At 59.1% G+C, this 17585-nt stretch carries 6 protein-coding genes, 2 tRNA genes, 5 rRNA genes and 1 pseudogene (1 of these 14 only partly in view); 10 read left to right on the top strand and 4 right to left on the bottom strand.

What is annotated here, in order from left to right; all coding sequences use genetic code 11:
* The 7 genes from ACHFB9_RS15325 to rrf (ACHFB9_RS15295) all read left to right on the top strand — a co-directional run.
* Positions 1 to 1896 (top strand): 23S ribosomal RNA (locus ACHFB9_RS15325); it begins 990 nt to the left of the window's first position.
* A 79-nt stretch (positions 1897 to 1975) separates the two neighbouring features.
* Positions 1976 to 2089, top strand: a 5S ribosomal RNA gene (gene rrf / locus ACHFB9_RS15320).
* 315 nt (positions 2090 to 2404) lie between these two features.
* Positions 2405 to 3937, top strand: a 16S ribosomal RNA gene (locus tag ACHFB9_RS15315).
* A 66-nt stretch (positions 3938 to 4003) separates the two neighbouring features.
* Positions 4004 to 4080, top strand: a tRNA-Ile gene (locus tag ACHFB9_RS15310).
* A 30-nt stretch (positions 4081 to 4110) separates the two neighbouring features.
* A tRNA-Ala gene (locus tag ACHFB9_RS15305) sits at positions 4111 to 4186 on the top strand.
* A 257-nt stretch (positions 4187 to 4443) separates the two neighbouring features.
* A 23S ribosomal RNA gene (locus ACHFB9_RS15300) occupies positions 4444 to 7329 on the top strand.
* A gap of 79 nt (positions 7330 to 7408) precedes the next feature.
* Positions 7409 to 7522, top strand: a 5S ribosomal RNA gene (rrf, locus tag ACHFB9_RS15295).
* The 16S, 23S and 5S rRNA genes sit together here with 2 tRNA genes alongside, the layout of an rRNA operon.
* A gap of 251 nt (positions 7523 to 7773) precedes the next feature.
* On the opposite strand, the gene ACHFB9_RS15290 is transcribed toward rrf (ACHFB9_RS15295), so the two are convergent.
* From ACHFB9_RS15290 to ACHFB9_RS15280, 3 genes and pseudogenes are all read right to left on the bottom strand, one after another.
* A complete protein-coding gene (locus ACHFB9_RS15290) occupies positions 7774 to 9024 on the bottom strand; it encodes an ABC transporter substrate-binding protein (protein ID WP_417068281.1) in 1251 nt (416 codons plus the stop codon).
* A 47-nt stretch (positions 9025 to 9071) separates the two neighbouring features.
* The gene (locus tag ACHFB9_RS15285) at positions 9072 to 9419 is read right to left on the bottom strand and encodes a DUF6255 family natural product biosynthesis protein (RefSeq protein WP_417071405.1); all 348 of its coding nucleotides are present in this window, start codon (positions 9417 to 9419) and stop codon (positions 9072 to 9074) included.
* A gap of 500 nt (positions 9420 to 9919) precedes the next feature.
* Positions 9920 to 11221: pseudogene (locus ACHFB9_RS15280) on the bottom strand (glycoside hydrolase family 52 protein); the annotation flags it as partial.
* A 134-nt stretch (positions 11222 to 11355) separates the two neighbouring features.
* Between ACHFB9_RS15280 and ACHFB9_RS15275 the strand changes: the two are divergent.
* Both ACHFB9_RS15275 and ACHFB9_RS15270 read left to right on the top strand, forming a co-directional pair.
* Positions 11356 to 12255 (top strand): AraC family transcriptional regulator, encoded by a 900-nt coding sequence (locus tag ACHFB9_RS15275; protein ID WP_417068280.1) that lies wholly within the window; start codon positions 11356 to 11358, stop codon positions 12253 to 12255.
* A 76-nt stretch (positions 12256 to 12331) separates the two neighbouring features.
* Positions 12332 to 12811, top strand: coding sequence for a YbhB/YbcL family Raf kinase inhibitor-like protein (locus ACHFB9_RS15270; RefSeq protein ID WP_417068278.1), 480 nt, complete (start codon positions 12332 to 12334; stop codon positions 12809 to 12811).
* Between the two features lie 77 nt (positions 12812 to 12888).
* Here the strand turns inward: ACHFB9_RS15270 and ACHFB9_RS15265 are convergent, their stop codons facing one another.
* Positions 12889 to 16422 carry an alpha-1,6-glucosidase domain-containing protein gene (locus ACHFB9_RS15265; RefSeq protein WP_417068276.1) on the bottom strand — a complete coding sequence of 1178 codons (3534 nt, stop codon included), beginning with the start codon at positions 16420 to 16422 and terminating at the stop codon, positions 12889 to 12891.
* Between the two features lie 230 nt (positions 16423 to 16652).
* Between ACHFB9_RS15265 and ACHFB9_RS15260 the strand changes: the two genes are divergently transcribed.
* Positions 16653 to 17540, top strand: coding sequence for a helix-turn-helix domain-containing protein (locus tag ACHFB9_RS15260; protein ID WP_417068275.1), 888 nt, complete (start codon positions 16653 to 16655; stop codon positions 17538 to 17540).
* Positions 17541 to 17585 lie beyond the last annotated feature (45 nt).

Below are 17585 nucleotides of genomic sequence, written 5' to 3'. Positions count from 1 at the left end.
GCCAGCTAAGGCCCCAAATGCGTGGCTAAGTGGAAAACGAAGTGGGAAGGCATAGACAGCTAGGAGGTTGGCTTAGAAGCAGCCACCCTTTAAAGAAAGCGTAATAGCTCACTAGTCGAGTCGTCCTGCGCGGAAGATGTAACGGGGCTCAAGCCACGAGCCGAAGCTGCGGATGTGTCTATGACACATGGTAGGGGAGCGTTCTGTAAGTCTGCGAAGGTGGATCGAGAGGTCTGCTGGAGATATCAGAAGTGCGAATGCTGACATGAGTAGCGATAAAACGGGTGAAAAGCCCGTTCGCCGAAAGCCCAAGGTTTCCTACGCAACGTTCATCGGCGTAGGGTGAGTCGGCCCCTAAGGCGAGGCAGAAATGCGTAGTCGATGGGAAACAGGTCAATATTCCTGTACCGCTCTTTAATGCGATGGGGGGACGGAGAAGGTTAGGTCAGCCGGGTGTTGGATGTCCCGGTTCAAGCCTGTAGGCGTGCTGCGTAGGCAAATCCGCGCGGCTTAGCTGAGGGGTGATAACGAGCGAACTTGTTCGCGAAGTGGCTAATACCAAGCTCCCAGGAAAAGCCTCTAAGCTTCAGTTAAAGAGTGACCGTACCGCAAACCGACACAGGTGGGCAGGTTGAAAATACCAAGGCGCTTGAGAGAACTCAGGAGAAGGAACTCGGCAAATTTATACCGTAACTTCGGGAGAAGGTATGCCTCATTAGCTTGTAGGAGAACATCCGAAGGGCGAAGAGGCCGCAGAGAATCGGTGGCTGCGACTGTTTAATAAAAACACAGCACTCTGCAAACACGAAAGTGGACGTATAGGGTGTGACGCCTGCCCGGTGCCGGAAGGTTAAGTGATGGGGTGCAAGCTCTTGATCGAAGCCCCGGTAAACGGCGGCCGTAACTATAACGGTCCTAAGGTAGCGAAATTCCTTGTCGGGTAAGTTCCGACCTGCACGAATGGCGTAACGATGGCCACACTGTCTCCTCCTGAGACTCAGCGAAGTTGAAATGTTTGTGAAGATGCAATCTCCCCGCGGCTAGACGGAAAGACCCCATGAACCTTTACTGTAGCTTTGCATTGGACTTTGACGGGACCTGTGTAGGATAGGTGGGAGGCTTTGAGACCAGGACGCTAGTTCTGGAGGAGCCGTCCTTGAAATACCACCCTGGTGTCGTTGAGGTTCTAACCTTGGTCTGTGAATCCAGATCGGGGACCGTGCATGGTAGGCAGTTTGACTGGGGCGGTCTCCTCCCAAAGAGTAACGGAGGAGTACGAAGGTCTCCTAGGTACGGTCGGAAATCGTACTGATAGTGCAATGGCAAAAGGAGGCTTGACTGCGAGACCCACAAGTCGAGCAGGTGCGAAAGCAGGTCATAGTGATCCGGTGGTTCTGTATGGAAGGGCCATCGCTCAACGGATAAAAGGTACTCTGGGGATAACAGGCTGATTCCGCCCAAGAGTTCACATCGACGGCGGAGTTTGGCACCTCGATGTCGGCTCATCACATCCTGGGGCTGTAGCCGGTCCCAAGGGTATGGCTGTTCGCCATTTAAAGTGGTACGTGAGCTGGGTTTAAAACGTCGTGAGACAGTTTGGTCCCTATCTGCCGTGGGCGCTGGAAGTTTGAGGGGGCCTGCTCCTAGTACGAGAGGACCGGAGTGGACGGATCTCTGGTGTACCGGTTGTCACGCCAGTGGCATTGCCGGGTAGCTAAATCCGGAAGAGATAACCGCTGAAAGCATCTAAGCGGGAAACTCGCCTCAAGATGAGACTTCCCTCGGGACTTGATCCCGCTAAAGGGTCGTGGAAGACCACCACGTTGATAGGCTGGGTGTGGAAGCGCAGTAATGCGTTAAGCTAACCAGTACTAATTGCCCGTGCGGCTTGATCCTATAACCTTGAGTATTCAAGGTGCGACGCAAGCTTTAATGTGCGACAATCGCAACCTAATTCATGCCTTTCCAGTTTCAGCCTGACGCCCATAGCGCTTTGGTCCCACTCCTTCCCATCCCGAACAGGACAGTGAAACGAAGCCGCGCCGATGATATTGCGCTTCTTGCGTGAGAAAGTAGGTCAGCGTCAGGCTACCCATTCCAACACCCCCTCGCCTCAGAGGCGATGGGGTGTTTTCGTTATCGGTTTTGTAGGTCACTAAACCGACAGAATCGATAACGAAAACAAAATGTTTGACATTGGGGTTTGGTTCTGACAGAATCTCACCTCTCGCTGCAACGCAAACAATGTTTCGCTGCAGCGGAGCCGAAAGGCAACGATCTTTAAAAATTTGAACAATCGATAAGTGTGGGTGCTCAGGTGATGCGAATTGCAGCTTGTCTGCAATGTAGCAAAAATATTGAGTGCCAACCAAGTCAGCAATGATGAGTTTGGCCATTTTGGATTGAACTTAAGAGTTTGATCCTGGCTCAGATTGAACGCTGGCGGCATGCCTTACACATGCAAGTCGAACGGATTCAAGGAGCTTGCTCCTTGAGTTAGTGGCGAACGGGTGAGTAATGCATCGGAACGTGCCCAGTCGTGGGGGATAACGTAGCGAAAGTTACGCTAATACCGCATACGTCCTGAGGGAGAAAGCGGGGGACCGAAAGGCCTCGCGCGATTGGAGCGGCCGATGTCAGATTAGCTAGTTGGTGAGGTAAAAGCTCACCAAGGCGACGATCTGTAGCTGGTCTGAGAGGATGATCAGCCACACTGGGACTGAGACACGGCCCAGACTCCTACGGGAGGCAGCAGTGGGGAATTTTGGACAATGGGGGCAACCCTGATCCAGCCATGCCGCGTGAGTGAAGAAGGCCTTCGGGTTGTAAAGCTCTTTCGGACAGAAAGAAATCGGACGGGTAAATAATCCGTCTGGATGACGGTACTGTAAGAAGAAGCACCGGCTAACTACGTGCCAGCAGCCGCGGTAATACGTAGGGTGCGAGCGTTAATCGGAATTACTGGGCGTAAAGCGTGCGCAGGCGGTTTTGTAAGACAGCTGTGAAATCCCCGGGCTCAACCTGGGAACTGCGGTTGTGACTGCAAGACTTGAGTACGGCAGAGGGGGGTGGAATTCCTGGTGTAGCAGTGAAATGCGTAGATATCAGGAGGAACACCGATGGCGAAGGCAGCCCCCTGGGCCTGTACTGACGCTCATGCACGAAAGCGTGGGGAGCAAACAGGATTAGATACCCTGGTAGTCCACGCCCTAAACGATGTCGACTAGTTGTTCGGAGGGTAAAACCTTTGAGTAACGTAGCTAACGCGTGAAGTCGACCGCCTGGGGAGTACGGCCGCAAGGTTAAAACTCAAAGGAATTGACGGGGACCCGCACAAGCGGTGGATGATGTGGATTAATTCGATGCAACGCGAAAAACCTTACCTACCCTTGACATGTCAGGAACTTTCCAGAGATGGATTGGTGCCCGAAAGGGAGCCTGAACACAGGTGCTGCATGGCTGTCGTCAGCTCGTGTCGTGAGATGTTGGGTTAAGTCCCGCAACGAGCGCAACCCTTGTCATTAGTTGCTACGCAAGAGCACTCTAATGAGACTGCCGGTGACAAACCGGAGGAAGGTGGGGATGACGTCAAGTCCTCATGGCCCTTATGGGTAGGGCTTCACACGTCATACAATGGTCGGTACAGAGGGTTGCCAAGCCGCGAGGTGGAGCCAATCCCAGAAAGCCGATCGTAGTCCGGATCGTAGTCTGCAACTCGACTGCGTGAAGTCGGAATCGCTAGTAATCGCGGATCAGCATGCCGCGGTGAATACGTTCCCGGGTCTTGTACACACCGCCCGTCACACCATGGGAGTGGGTTTCACCAGAAGCAGGTAGCCTAACCGCAAGGGGGGCGCCTACCACGGTGGGATTCATGACTGGGGTGAAGTCGTAACAAGGTAGCCGTACCGGAAGGTGCGGCTGGATCACCTCCTTTCTAGAGCAAAGCAGAGCTTGAGCTCCCACAACTTATCGGTTGTTCATTAAAAGCGAGAAGCTACATGGGTCTGTAGCTCAGCCGGTTAGAGCATCGTCTTGATAAGGCGGGGGTCGTTGGTTCGAATCCAACCAGACCCACCAGTGAAAACTGGTGTGGCAGTGACACGGAAAGGGGCTGTAGCTCAGTTGGGAGAGCGCCTGCTTTGCAAGCAGGATGTCGTCGGTTCGATCCCGTCCAGCTCCACCAAGAATGTGTTTCTCGCGAAACAGAACTAGAAGCGTCGTGAATGAAGAGTGAGCACTCCTCATCCATGACTCCTCTGGAGTCCTGTTCTTTAAAAATCTGGAAGGCATGAAATCAAAACAACGCTGTGTGTTGTTTTGAATGAGGTTGTGATTGCATCGACGAATTCATCCTATTGAACCAGCGATGAAGACGTCAGACATTAAATGCTGAGTTGCACCTGTGACTTTCCTTGGGAAACCAAGGGTTCAAGGTTATAGGATCAAGCGACTAAGTGCATGTGGTGGATGCCTTGGCGATTACAGGCGATGAAGGACGTTGTAGCCTGCGAAAAGCTCCGGGGAGCTGGCAAACAAGCTTTGATCCGGAGATGTCCGAATGGGGAAACCCACTCCGCAAGGAGTATCCCGCACTGAATACATAGGTGCGCGGAGGCGAACGCAGCGAACTGAAACATCTAAGTAGCTGCAGGAAAAGAAATCAACCGAGATTCCCATAGTAGTGGCGAGCGAATTGGGATGAGCCTGTGCGTGATAATCGAAGTGTTAGTGGAACGGTCTGGAAAGTCCGGCAATAAAGGGTGATAGCCCCGTACGCGAAAACACATCGATGGTACTAAGCGCACGACAAGTAGGGCGGGGCACGAGAAACCTTGTCTGAATATGGGGGGACCATCCTCCAAGGCTAAATACTCGTAATCGACCGATAGTGAACAAGTACCGTGAGGGAAAGGCGAAAAGAACCCCGGGAGGGGAGTGAAATAGATCCTGAAACCGCATGCATACAAACAGTGGGAGCCTCCTTGTGGGGTGACTGCGTACCTTTTGTATAATGGGTCAGCGACTTACGTTCTGTAGCAAGCTTAACCGAATAGGGGAGGCGTAGCGAAAGCGAGTCTGAATAGGGCGACATAGTTGCAGGGCGTAGACCCGAAACCGGATGATCTATCCATGGCCAGGATGAAGGTTGGGTAACACCAGCTGGAGGTCCGAACCCACTAATGTTGAAAAATTAGGGGATGAGCTGTGGATAGGGGTGAAAGGCTAAACAAATCCGGAGATAGCTGGTTCTCCCCGAAAGCTATTTAGGTAGCGCCTCATGTATCACTCTCGGGGGTAGAGCACTGTAATCGTTGAGGGGGTCATTGCGACCTACCTCGCGATAGCAAACTCCGAATACCGAGAAGTGCGAGCATGGGAGACAGACCTGGGGTGCTAACGTCCTGGGTCAAGAGGGAAACAACCCAGACCGCCAGCTAAGGCCCCAAATGCGTGGCTAAGTGGAAAACGAAGTGGGAAGGCATAGACAGCTAGGAGGTTGGCTTAGAAGCAGCCACCCTTTAAAGAAAGCGTAATAGCTCACTAGTCGAGTCGTCCTGCGCGGAAGATGTAACGGGGCTCAAGCCACGAGCCGAAGCTGCGGATGTGTCTATGACACATGGTAGGGGAGCGTTCTGTAAGTCTGCGAAGGTGGATCGAGAGGTCTGCTGGAGATATCAGAAGTGCGAATGCTGACATGAGTAGCGATAAAACGGGTGAAAAGCCCGTTCGCCGAAAGCCCAAGGTTTCCTACGCAACGTTCATCGGCGTAGGGTGAGTCGGCCCCTAAGGCGAGGCAGAAATGCGTAGTCGATGGGAAACAGGTCAATATTCCTGTACCGCTCTTTAATGCGATGGGGGGACGGAGAAGGTTAGGTCAGCCGGGTGTTGGATGTCCCGGTTCAAGCCTGTAGGCGTGCTGCGTAGGCAAATCCGCGCGGCTTAGCTGAGGGGTGATAACGAGCGAACTTGTTCGCGAAGTGGCTAATACCAAGCTCCCAGGAAAAGCCTCTAAGCTTCAGTTAAAGAGTGACCGTACCGCAAACCGACACAGGTGGGCAGGTTGAAAATACCAAGGCGCTTGAGAGAACTCAGGAGAAGGAACTCGGCAAATTTATACCGTAACTTCGGGAGAAGGTATGCCTCATTAGCTTGTAGGAGAACATCCGAAGGGCGAAGAGGCCGCAGAGAATCGGTGGCTGCGACTGTTTAATAAAAACACAGCACTCTGCAAACACGAAAGTGGACGTATAGGGTGTGACGCCTGCCCGGTGCCGGAAGGTTAAGTGATGGGGTGCAAGCTCTTGATCGAAGCCCCGGTAAACGGCGGCCGTAACTATAACGGTCCTAAGGTAGCGAAATTCCTTGTCGGGTAAGTTCCGACCTGCACGAATGGCGTAACGATGGCCACACTGTCTCCTCCTGAGACTCAGCGAAGTTGAAATGTTTGTGAAGATGCAATCTCCCCGCGGCTAGACGGAAAGACCCCATGAACCTTTACTGTAGCTTTGCATTGGACTTTGACGGGACCTGTGTAGGATAGGTGGGAGGCTTTGAGACCAGGACGCTAGTTCTGGAGGAGCCGTCCTTGAAATACCACCCTGGTGTCGTTGAGGTTCTAACCTTGGTCTGTGAATCCAGATCGGGGACCGTGCATGGTAGGCAGTTTGACTGGGGCGGTCTCCTCCCAAAGAGTAACGGAGGAGTACGAAGGTCTCCTAGGTACGGTCGGAAATCGTACTGATAGTGCAATGGCAAAAGGAGGCTTGACTGCGAGACCCACAAGTCGAGCAGGTGCGAAAGCAGGTCATAGTGATCCGGTGGTTCTGTATGGAAGGGCCATCGCTCAACGGATAAAAGGTACTCTGGGGATAACAGGCTGATTCCGCCCAAGAGTTCACATCGACGGCGGAGTTTGGCACCTCGATGTCGGCTCATCACATCCTGGGGCTGTAGCCGGTCCCAAGGGTATGGCTGTTCGCCATTTAAAGTGGTACGTGAGCTGGGTTTAAAACGTCGTGAGACAGTTTGGTCCCTATCTGCCGTGGGCGCTGGAAGTTTGAGGGGGCCTGCTCCTAGTACGAGAGGACCGGAGTGGACGGATCTCTGGTGTACCGGTTGTCACGCCAGTGGCATTGCCGGGTAGCTAAATCCGGAAGAGATAACCGCTGAAAGCATCTAAGCGGGAAACTCGCCTCAAGATGAGACTTCCCTCGGGACTTGATCCCGCTAAAGGGTCGTGGAAGACCACCACGTTGATAGGCTGGGTGTGGAAGCGCAGTAATGCGTTAAGCTAACCAGTACTAATTGCCCGTGCGGCTTGATCCTATAACCTTGAGTATTCAAGGTGCGACGCAAGCTTTAATGTGCGACAATCGCAACCTAATTCATGCCTTTCCAGTTTCAGCCTGACGCCCATAGCGCTTTGGTCCCACTCCTTCCCATCCCGAACAGGACAGTGAAACGAAGCCGCGCCGATGATATTGCGCTTCTTGCGTGAGAAAGTAGGTCAGCGTCAGGCTACCCATTCCGACACCCCCTCGCCTCAACAGGCGCAGGGGGTGTTCTCGTTTACCCAGGCGGAAGAAGCCTCGCCGCGGATTGCGTGGAAGAACGCGGATTTTTCAGAACAAAACCGGGCGACCTGGAATGCGGGCTGATGTCTAAGCTCTGAAATCCCTGGCCTGATCCGCGCCTGTCCGCGTGATCCGCGGCAAAGCTGTTTTTGTTCATCCCCCCTCTCCCGCGAGCAGGAGAGGGGGCGGTGCTGAATCAGCGACGGATGCGGCGTGCGATCTGCGTCTTCGCGTCGGTAAGAGCCTGCTTGATGTCCTTGTTCTGCTCGAGAACCTTCTCAAGTTCGGCGTTGACGATCTCGTTCGCCACCGGATCGAACTTGTCGACCGCGACAGCCGGGATCCTGTCAGCCGCGACCTTCCAGAGCTTGCGCGCGGGCTGATTGCCAAGGAAGGCGATCGGCTTGTCGAGGAAGGGATCGTTCTGCGCTTCGATCAGCGACGGGAAAGCGTCGAGCGAGCGGAAGGCTTCGAGCTGCATGCCCTTGTCCAGAGCCATGAACTTGATGAAGTCCCAGGCTTCCTTCTTGTGCTCGGCCTTGACCGGGATCGAATAGAAGGAGCCGCCCCACGACGCGAAGGCCTTGTTCGGCAGCTGGGCGGAACGCCACAGTCCCTTGGTGGAGGGGGCCAGCCAGCTGCTCAGGTGTCCGGCGAGCCAGGCGCCCATCATCTGGGACGCGACCTGGCCGCGCCTGAGTCCTTCCGACCATTCGTTGGTCCAGGCATTGACCTTTGCGTCGATGCCGGCCGTGCGGGCCGCCTTGGCGAGTTCGAAGGCCTTGACGAAACGCGGGGAGTCGACGAGCACGCGGTGCTGCTTGTCGAAGTAGATGCCTTCGCCGTCCTTCAGGCCCGAGCGGATGTAGATGTCCTTGAGGTCGACCGCGTTGGAGAGCAGATAGGCGCCGGTAGCGCTCTTGAGCTTCTTGCCCGAAGCGATGTAGCTTTCCCAGCTCTGCGTCAGCTGAGCTTCGGTGACGCCGGCCTTGTCCAGAAGATCCTTGCGATAGAACAGCGCACCCGGGCCGATGTCGGCCGGGATCGCGGCGAGGTTGCCGGCTCCGCCGGTCGCCTGGGGAACCGTGAATTTCGCGAACTTCGCCTTGTACTGCATCGCGCTGTACGGTGCCTTCGACAGGTCTTCGAGGCCGCCCGAAGCGGCAAACTTGCCGATGAAGCCGACTTCGACCGCCATCACGTCGGGCAGATTGACGCCGGCGGCGAGCGCCGTGGTCATCGCATTGTGGTGGTCACCGAAGGCGAGGCTGACCAGCTTGATCTCGACGTCCGGGTGAGCCTTCTTGTACAGCGGAATCGCCGCCTTGACCGCCTCGTCAAAGCTCGGGAAGGACGCGACGGTCAGCGTGGTAGCGGCCTGGCTTGCCCCCGCCATCGCCAAAGCCAGCGCCAGTCCTGTCAGTGCGCGCATCTGTACCGGTTTCATGTTTGTCTCCTCTGGTGAGTCGGGCGCATTCGCGCGCCCCTGTTTTATCAAACGGCTCCACCTTGCCCCCTCGTCAGCGGGGGGCTTCGTCCAGCCACAGGGTCGCCGTGACTCCCCGTGGATAGTATTTGCTGCCGATGGCTTCGCCGGCATCGATCTGGTCGCTCCAGCTCCAGAAGGCGTTGCGCGGATCGGTCAGCCAGGCGGCGTGAGCCGCATCGGCGGCATCGGTCGATTCCGTGCTGAGTCCGAGAATCTGCCGCGCGATGTGCTGAGCGAGGTATATCTTCGAGAGCCAGCTGTTCGTGCTGGTGGCTGACAGCTTCCAGCCCCCATCGGGGAAGAGGCAGACGCCGACTTTCAGCACGGCTTCGAGGTGGCGTTTGAGCGCGCACACATATTCACCGTAGGGGCCGTTGGGCGAGCAGGCATCGCGGCGCCCGCTGACCCACGGATAGATCAGACCTTCGATCGCGGGAATGATCCGGGAGGCATGGCCCGAGGTGCCCGGTTCGAGGATGGCCGGGATCGTGCCGTCCGCCTGTACGGATGCGAGCAGGGTCGCGGCGCAGCGTTTTGCCTGGTCCGCGGCCAGAGACGACTCGGTCTGATGCCCCAGCCGCTTCAGCAGCGTTTCGAGCGCCAGATAGCTGGCCCAGCACTTCCCTGCCAGATAGGTGTTTGCCCTGGCCTGGCCGAGCGAGCTGTCCAGGCTGTCGTAGGTCGTGATCTCGGCTCCACCCTGGCAGCGGCTGCTCTCGGCGTGCATGACGCCGTCGCGCAGGGCAGGATCCGGGTGGTCGCGACGGACCAGGCTGTTCAGGCAATCGATCAGCGTCGATGCGTTGGCCTTGAGCCAGGTTTCATCGCCGCTGGCTTCGACATAGGCGCCCGCGCAGAGCACCCAGTTCGTCAGCTGTTCCTGGGTCATCTGCGAAAAGCAGCCCGAGATGCCCGCGCGCTCATAGCAGGAATGACCGGGATCGGAGAACACGTTGCCGACGCCCATGTCGTGCGTGAAGGCAATCCCTCCTTCGTACTCGGTCGTCGCCCCAGGCAGGCGAAGCTTGTCGCGGTAGCTGTAACGCTCGCGGTACTGGTCGAGGACGTTGCGCACCGCCCACGGGTGATGGATGAGTTCGTGAAAGAGATGATCGACGGTCAGATCGAAGGTGTTGATCATCCGGTACTCGCCCTCATTGACGACCCAGAGCGGGCGAGCTCCGACTTCGAGCAGTTGCGAGCTGCCCGCATAGGCGCGTGTCGCATGAGCCAGCATGAACTGCTGGTTCGCGGTCAGTCCGCTCGCGACAAGTTCCTCGTCCTGCCGCAGCGCTTCGGCTTTGGCCTCGTCGAAGTGCGCGAGCGCGAAGCCCGCCGCCGACTCGACGCTGTCAAACCAGCGGTTGTAGAGGTAGCGGGCATCGAGGCCCGTGCTGACGATACCGTCGCGGTGAAAGGCCACGGCATAGCGCAGCCGGGTCAAGGTGCGCGGGGCCGCTTCGGCGATGAGCAGTCCGCACTGGCCAAGACTCCAGAGCCTGTTCTCGGGGTGTTCGTCGCCGAGGATCAATCCGGGATGAAAGCCGATTCCGCTCCAGCAGCCCGGAGCGTTGCTCGCGATCAGGGTTTCCCGTCCCTGGCCGACCCCGACCATCTTGTCCGACCTGAAGTGGCGCATCGCGCGGTAGGGATCGCTGCCGATGTAGCCGAAAGCGAGCTGTCGTGCCTGATCGTGGCGGCGATTGTCGATCTCGATTTCAACATAGATAGCCGGAACCAGCGCAGCGCGGAGCGCCGCCTCGCTGGCGCTATCAGGATCCGGTGCGCTCAGCGCGGGAGTGTAGATCGTGAAATGCAGGTCGCCGGCGCTCCAGCTGTCACTGGCCAGCCTGAACTCCCGGCGAAGCTCGGCCTCGGGGAAGGTCTCAAGGCGGACGCGCGCTCCGATTCGGGCGATCTCGTCGTGTGCCGTCGAGAAGCGGGCCGAGTCGTCTTCGCGCGGGGGATCGAAGAAGGGGAGCGCATCGAAAACGCGGGAATCATCGGCGCGCTCCAGCGCAACAAAGACTGGCTCCCTGGGGGGCTGGCCACGTTCCAGATCCAGGCCTCCCGAGGCTCCGGGGTAGCCCAGCGTGAAGCTGGCGAAGGCGCCGAGGGGGGAGTGATGAGCATTGATGAAACGGATATCGGACATGATTCCTCCTGAAAGGGCATCGTATTCGTCCGTGCCCCGCTGTCCGATGCCCAGTCATGGGCCCGAGTTGCCCATTTCCCGGATTCGCTCGATACTGGACTTCCTCTGCCCCCGAGCGAAGAGCGCACCGAGCGATGGCCCACACCGAACTGCTCCCTCTCGGCGCCCAGGCCGCGATCCTGTCTGCGGTCGAGAGCGCCTACCTGCCCGACTGTTCTGGGAGTTTCAAACTCTGGGGGACGCACTATCGGCGTGTTCCCGAAACCTGGGCCTATCCCAGGCACGGCCACCGTTTTTTCGAACTCAACTGCGTGATCGAAGGCGTGCAGCGAACCGAGACGGCGGTCGGCACTCTGGAACAGGCCTGCGGCGATCTGCTGATCGTCGCGCCGGGCGACCTGCACGCCAGCCGCAACGCCGGCGACGCTTCGATGGCCTACTGGTGCCTGCACTTCGACTGCGATGACGCGGCGCTCCGCCAGATGCTGTGCGCGGCAGGGACGACGGTTTTTGCTGCGGACTCGCGGGTCGCCCGCGCCGTCAGGCCGGCGGCCGAGAAGCTGGTCGCGGCGGCTCTGCGACCGGCGAGCGGCGACATCGCGGGCAAGCTCGGCTCGCTGATGCTGCTGTGCGAGATGCTGGCCGCGCTTGCCGGCGCCTACCAGGAGTCGCTTGCTGAAGGCTCCCGGCTGCAGGCCGCGCAGCTGCAGATGGTCGGGACGCTGGCGCGGGCGATCGAGGCTCAGATCGCAACGCCGCAAGCCGAAGAGTCGATCGCCGCGCTGATTCGGCGTCTGGGCTACAGCCCCGCTCATGGGCAAGAACTCTTCTCCCGGGTCTATGGCTTGTCTCCGCAGCAGTATCGCTCCCGCCTCAGGCTGGCCCGCGCGTGCGAATTGCTGCGCGATCCGGGGCGGCAGATCGGCGAAGTCGGTGAAATGCTTGGCTATGCCGATCCGGCTCACTTCTCACGGCAGTTCAAGCGGTGGACCGGAATGTCGCCGATCCGCTTCCGCTGCTTCGGCGGCGAATGAAGCGGGGAGGGGAGGCTTGCAATCGGCTCAGGAGCCTCTACGGTGGGAAGGTTCGCGCGATGCAGAGAGGCCAGAGATGAGTCTGACGATCAGTTCGAAAGCGTTTGTCGAGATGGGGGAGATTCCCGTGCTCTATACGGGCGTGATTTCAACGGGGCAGGGGCGGGACATCTCGCCGCCGCTTGCCTGGACAGGGGTTCCCGATGGGGCCAGGAGTCTGGTCCTGATCGTCGACGACCCCGATGCGCCGGATCCGGCCGCCCCGACGATGACCTGGGTGCATTGGCTGCTCTACAACCTTCCGGTCGAGCTTTCCGGCTTGCCTGAGGGGGCGCGGGAATTGCCCGCTGGCACGCAGGAGGGGATCAACGACTGGAAGCGGACCGGCTATGGCGGCCCCAAACCGCCGAGAGGCCGTCACCGCTATTTCCACAAGCTCTATGCGCTCGATGTCCGCTTGCCGGATCTGAACAAACCGACCAAGGCGAAGCTCGAAGAGGCGATGAAGGGACACATTCTCGCCGAGGCCTGTCTGATCGGAACGTTCAAGCGCTAGAGCGCTTCCAAAAAAAACGCCGCCCGAGGGCGGCGTTTTTGCGGGATGGCTGGCCCGTAGGCCAGCCGGAAACCGCTTTACTTCGCCGGCGACACGACGAAGACCGCGGCGGTGCGCGCCGGAACCGAGAAGGTGCCGGTGCCCGAAGCGAAAGTCGAAGTCTTGACGGCGGCATCGACGCTGCTCGCCTGAACCGGGTGAAGCGCATAGGACTTGCCCGCTTCAGAGCCGATCACTACCGAGTGCGCCTGTTTGTCGACGTTGACGACATAGACGACGTCGCTGTAGTTCGCACCCGCATAGCTCGTGCCATCGAGGTGGGCGGCGATCACGGTCGGCTCCTGGGTCGAACCGGTGTTGTAGAACTTCAGACGGCTCTTGATGTCCGCGGCCGAGCGCATCCGGAACAGCGTGGAGCTGTTGCGGATCGCAAGGAATTCGCGGAACACGTCGCGGGCCGCGGTGATCTGCGTGCCTGCCGGCTGGTAGTTCTTGTAGACCGCGGAGGCCAGGAATGCCGTCGCGATGTCCGTGTCGGACTTGAGCGGCATGCCGACGCCGAAGTTGTTGGCCGTGTAGCTCCAGTCGAGGCGGTTGAACCAGTCACCCGAGTTGTAGCTGTCACTGCTCAGCGACTTCGAACGCAGGATGTCGGAGCCGGCGTGGAAGTACGCGACCCCCTGGCTCAGGCTGTTGATCGCTGCGGCCAGGGATTGCGCGCGGACCCGATCGTCCAGACTCGTGGTCTTCGGCATCTTGGCTACGATCGCATCCCACATCGTCGCGTTGTCGTGGTTCTCGTAGTAGTTGACGACCTCCTGAGGCTCGCTGACGTAGCCGGCAGGATCGGAACCGTAGAGCACGGTCGTTCCGTTCGCTGCTGCGTTGTCCTTGCGGTCGGTGAAGGTGTAGGAGCGTAGCGAACCTGCCATCGCGACGCGGACCACATCGGCGAAGTCCATCAGGTCGGCCTTCGTCTGACCGGATGCGGCATCGTTCGGGTCATAGAAGTAGCCGGTCACATAGCCTTGATCGCGGGTCTGGTTGTAGTTGCCGCCGCGGATCCGGTCGCGACCGCGGTCGCTGAAGGTGCCGATTCCGGTGCCGTTCATCGACAGCTGCGAGGCCTGCTCGAAGCGGGCTCCGTTCGCGACGACGCCGTAGTTCCAGCCTTCGCCGATCAGGAACACGTCCCGTCCGGTCGCGGTGTTGACGGCGGTCTTCAGGTTTTCCATAACCTTGCGCGGATGGAAGCCCATCAGGTCGAAGCGGAAGGAGTCGATCTTGTACTGGGTGGCCCAGGTCTTGACCGATTCGGTCATCAGCTTCGCCATCATCGCGTTTTCAGCGGCGGTGTCGGAGCAGCAGGTGTCCTTCGTGACCGAGCCGCTGGACGACAGGCGTTGGTAATACCCCGGAACGATGCGGTCGAGCACGGACTTCTCGTACTGACCGTCGGTGCTCGTGTGGTTGTAGACCACGTCCATGCCGACGCGCAGACCCTGTGCGTGCAGCGCCATCACCATCTGGCGGAACTCCTTGATCCGTGTCGCTCCGTCGGCGGCGTCGGTCGCATAGCTGCCTTCAGGCGCCGTGTAGTGGTACGGGTCGTAGCCCCAGTTGAAGCAGTCATCGTCGATGACTGCGGTGACCGCGTCCTTCGCGATCGTCGAGTCGCCAACGCTGCTGGACGAGATCGTCGGAGTCTTGCAGCCCGATTCCGGAACGGTCGCGAAGTCGAAGACCGGCAGCAGGTGCACGTCGGTCAGGCCGGCGTTCTTCAGCGCGATCAGGTGCTTCATGCCGTTTGACGTCGTGTCGGTGAAGGCGAGGTACTTGCCCTTGTGCGCATCCGGCACGGTGCTGTCGTTGATCGAGAAGTCGCGGACATGCAGCTCATAGACCGACATGTCGACCTGATTGGCCAGGGTCGGGTTCGGGTTCTTCGTCGCGTCGTCCCATCCTTCCGGCTTCAGGCTGGCTGAGCCGAGGTCGGCGATGTAGCTGCGCTTGGAATCGGTCGTCAGGCTGACCGAGTACGGGTCGGTGACGCGGTTGCGGATCAGTCCCTTGCCGCGGACGAACACGTCGACGACATACGTATAGTACTTGCCGGACAGATCGGTGCTCTTGGACAGGGTCCACACGCCGGTTGCCTCGTCCTTCGTGGCCGCTTCGATCGCGGTGGCCTTGCCGGTGCCGCTGTCGTAGGAGCAGACGCTGACCTTCTGGGCGCTCGGGGCCCACAGCTTGAGCGTCGTCTTGCCGCTGGCGACCGTCGCGCCGAGGTCGGTGACCGACTGGGCGCCCGAGAACAGTTCGTCAAACGCGCCGGCCACCTGGGCGGTCGTTGCGTTCTGGACATTGCCGGAAGCGTCTTCCTGGACCAGAACCAGCTGATTCGCGTGGGCCGCGATCAGTTCGGAGTCCTTCGCTTCGGTCGTCAGCACGACGCCCGCAGCGACGTACTTGAAGCGGGTCGCCGCATCGGCTGGTACCGTTCCGCCTGCGGTCAGCGTGACCGAGCCGTCCGCGCCGCTGACCTTCGCGTCCTTGGTCGCGACGATCTGGCCGGTCTTTGAGTAGTAGAGCTTGAACACGCCCGAAGAATCGATTTTCGGCCACTGGATCAGGTTCTTGGTCAGCCAGTAGGCTTTCGCGTCGGTCGTCGAGACCGAGCGGGAGTCGGGCTTCGTGTAGTAGACGGTCGCATCCTCCTGGACCAGCCAGATTTCGCCGACCTTGTTCGTGATCGTCAGCGCGGCATACGGAACCTTGATGTTGTCGCTCCAGCCATCCTTGTTGTTGACGTCGCCGATCTTGTGGACGATGAACTGGAGAGTCGTCGGATTCGCTGCGTTGTCAGTCGGGTTCAGAACCGGGATGTCGAAGGTGGCGCCGAAGGAGTCGGTCGCATAGCCGGTCATGCTGCTCAGCGGAACCGGGCTGTCCCAATTGGCGATCGTCAGGCCCGAGGGCAGGGCTGCGGCGTTCAGACCACTGCCGTCCCACAGGTGCAGACCCCAGTTCGCATAGCCCGAGTCATAGCGCTTGTAGTGGACGCGCACCGTCGTGATGTTCGGAGTCGCGGCGTTGTCGGGGTTGGTCGTATAGGTGACCGTGTCGCCTTCGATCCGCCAGATCTCGTTGGCGCCCGAGTGCAGCGTATAGCTCTGGTCCGCGCCGCCGTGGTCCTTGGTGTCGCCATTGTGGAAAAGATAGCCGACCGCGCCGGTTTCGGTGGCCAGGGTCGGCTGATAGATCACGCCGAAGCTGTCGGAGCCGGTCGAGTTATAGCCCTTGTTCCAGCCCGGATCTGCGCCCGCGCCCCAGGTGTGGATCTGCCAGCCGGTGTAGTCGCCGGCCTTGCGCTTGTAGTGGACGGTCAGCGTTGTCGCTGCCGAGGCTGTCTTGCGGTTTGTCGCAGCCGCGGCAGTTGCCGGAACCGCGTTCAGAACCTGCTGGAAGTCGGTCGCGTCGCAGAACGCGAGCTCGGACGATGTTGTGTTGTTGTCGTTCCCCCCACCGCACGCGGTGAGGACGGCCAGACTGCAAAGGACGAGCAAGGCGCGCGCACGCACCCAGACCGCCCCAATGCTTTGCCAAGTCATCTTTTGTCTCCTGAAGCAAAGTATGGATTGCAATCGCTGTTGTTGTAATTTTGTTTCTTGGATGTGCGCAGCCGAGCGATCGAAACTCAAATGTGCTTGTTGTTAAAGGGCTTGTCAAGAAACGCCCGCTTACATTTTTTGTAGTTTGACTACGGTCAGATGGGGCGTCTGAACGGTGATTTGCGCGAAACGGGTTTCGGCTCCCGCCCCGGCTGCGGTAAATTCTCGCCATGGACAGACTTCCCGCCAGTATCGTGCGCATCCAGGCCACGATCGACTACATCGACGAGCATCTCGACGACGCGCTCGATATCCAGCAACTCGCCGCGCGCACCGAGATGTCCTTTTGGCATTTTCTGCGCGTGTTCCGCGCGACCGTCGGCGAAACCGTCAAGGACTACATCCGCCGCCGCCGTCTGACCCGGGCTGCCTATGAACTGCTCGAAACCCAGCAGAACATCATCGATGTCGCTTTTGGTGCCGGGTTCGAGACGCATGAAGCCTTCACGCGGGCCTTCCGGGCCCAGTTCGGCGCCAGCCCGCGCGAATTCCGCGCCCAGGGCTTGCCACCCAAGCTGCCCCGGGGGATTCCGCACATCACGACGGACTATCTGTCTCACCTTCACTCCGGGCTCAGCACCGAAGCCGAGTTCGTCGACAGTCCGGCGCGCCGTCTGGTCGGCATCAAGTCCGAGTTCTCGGTTGCGCCCGAAGCCTTCGATCTGATTGAGCTGGGCCTCGCTGCCTGGAAAGAGTTTGAGCCTCTGATCGCCGCGATTCCGGTTCGCGCGAACGCGCTCGCTGGCTTGTGCAGCGATATCACCGGGGCCGACGAGCGGAGCATCCAGGGTTTCGTGATGCCCTGCATCGAAGTGACCGAGTTTGCGAATCTCCCGGAAGGGCTGGTCGCGCTGGTTCGTCCCCCCTGCCGGGAGGCCCGTTTCAGTCATCGCGGAGGGGGGCAGACTTGGGAATACACGCTGCAGTACATCTTCGGAGCCTGGCTTCCCGACTGTCACTTTACGGTGGCTGACCAGCCGGCCTTCTTCACTTTTGATCCCGAGCATTCGCCGTTCAGCCCGGATCCGGTCGTCGACTACTGGCTGGCGCTTCGCTGAGGTTTCGTGTTGCGCAAAAAACCTCCGCGCCAAAAGCGTCGGAGG

It is taken from the genome of Niveibacterium terrae (assembly GCF_048213115.1).
In the GTDB taxonomy this organism is placed as follows: Bacteria; Pseudomonadota; Gammaproteobacteria; order Burkholderiales; family Rhodocyclaceae; genus Niveibacterium; species Niveibacterium terrae.
Note: the sequence above shows the minus strand (reverse complement) of the source record. Positions and strands in the feature narration are given on the sequence as shown.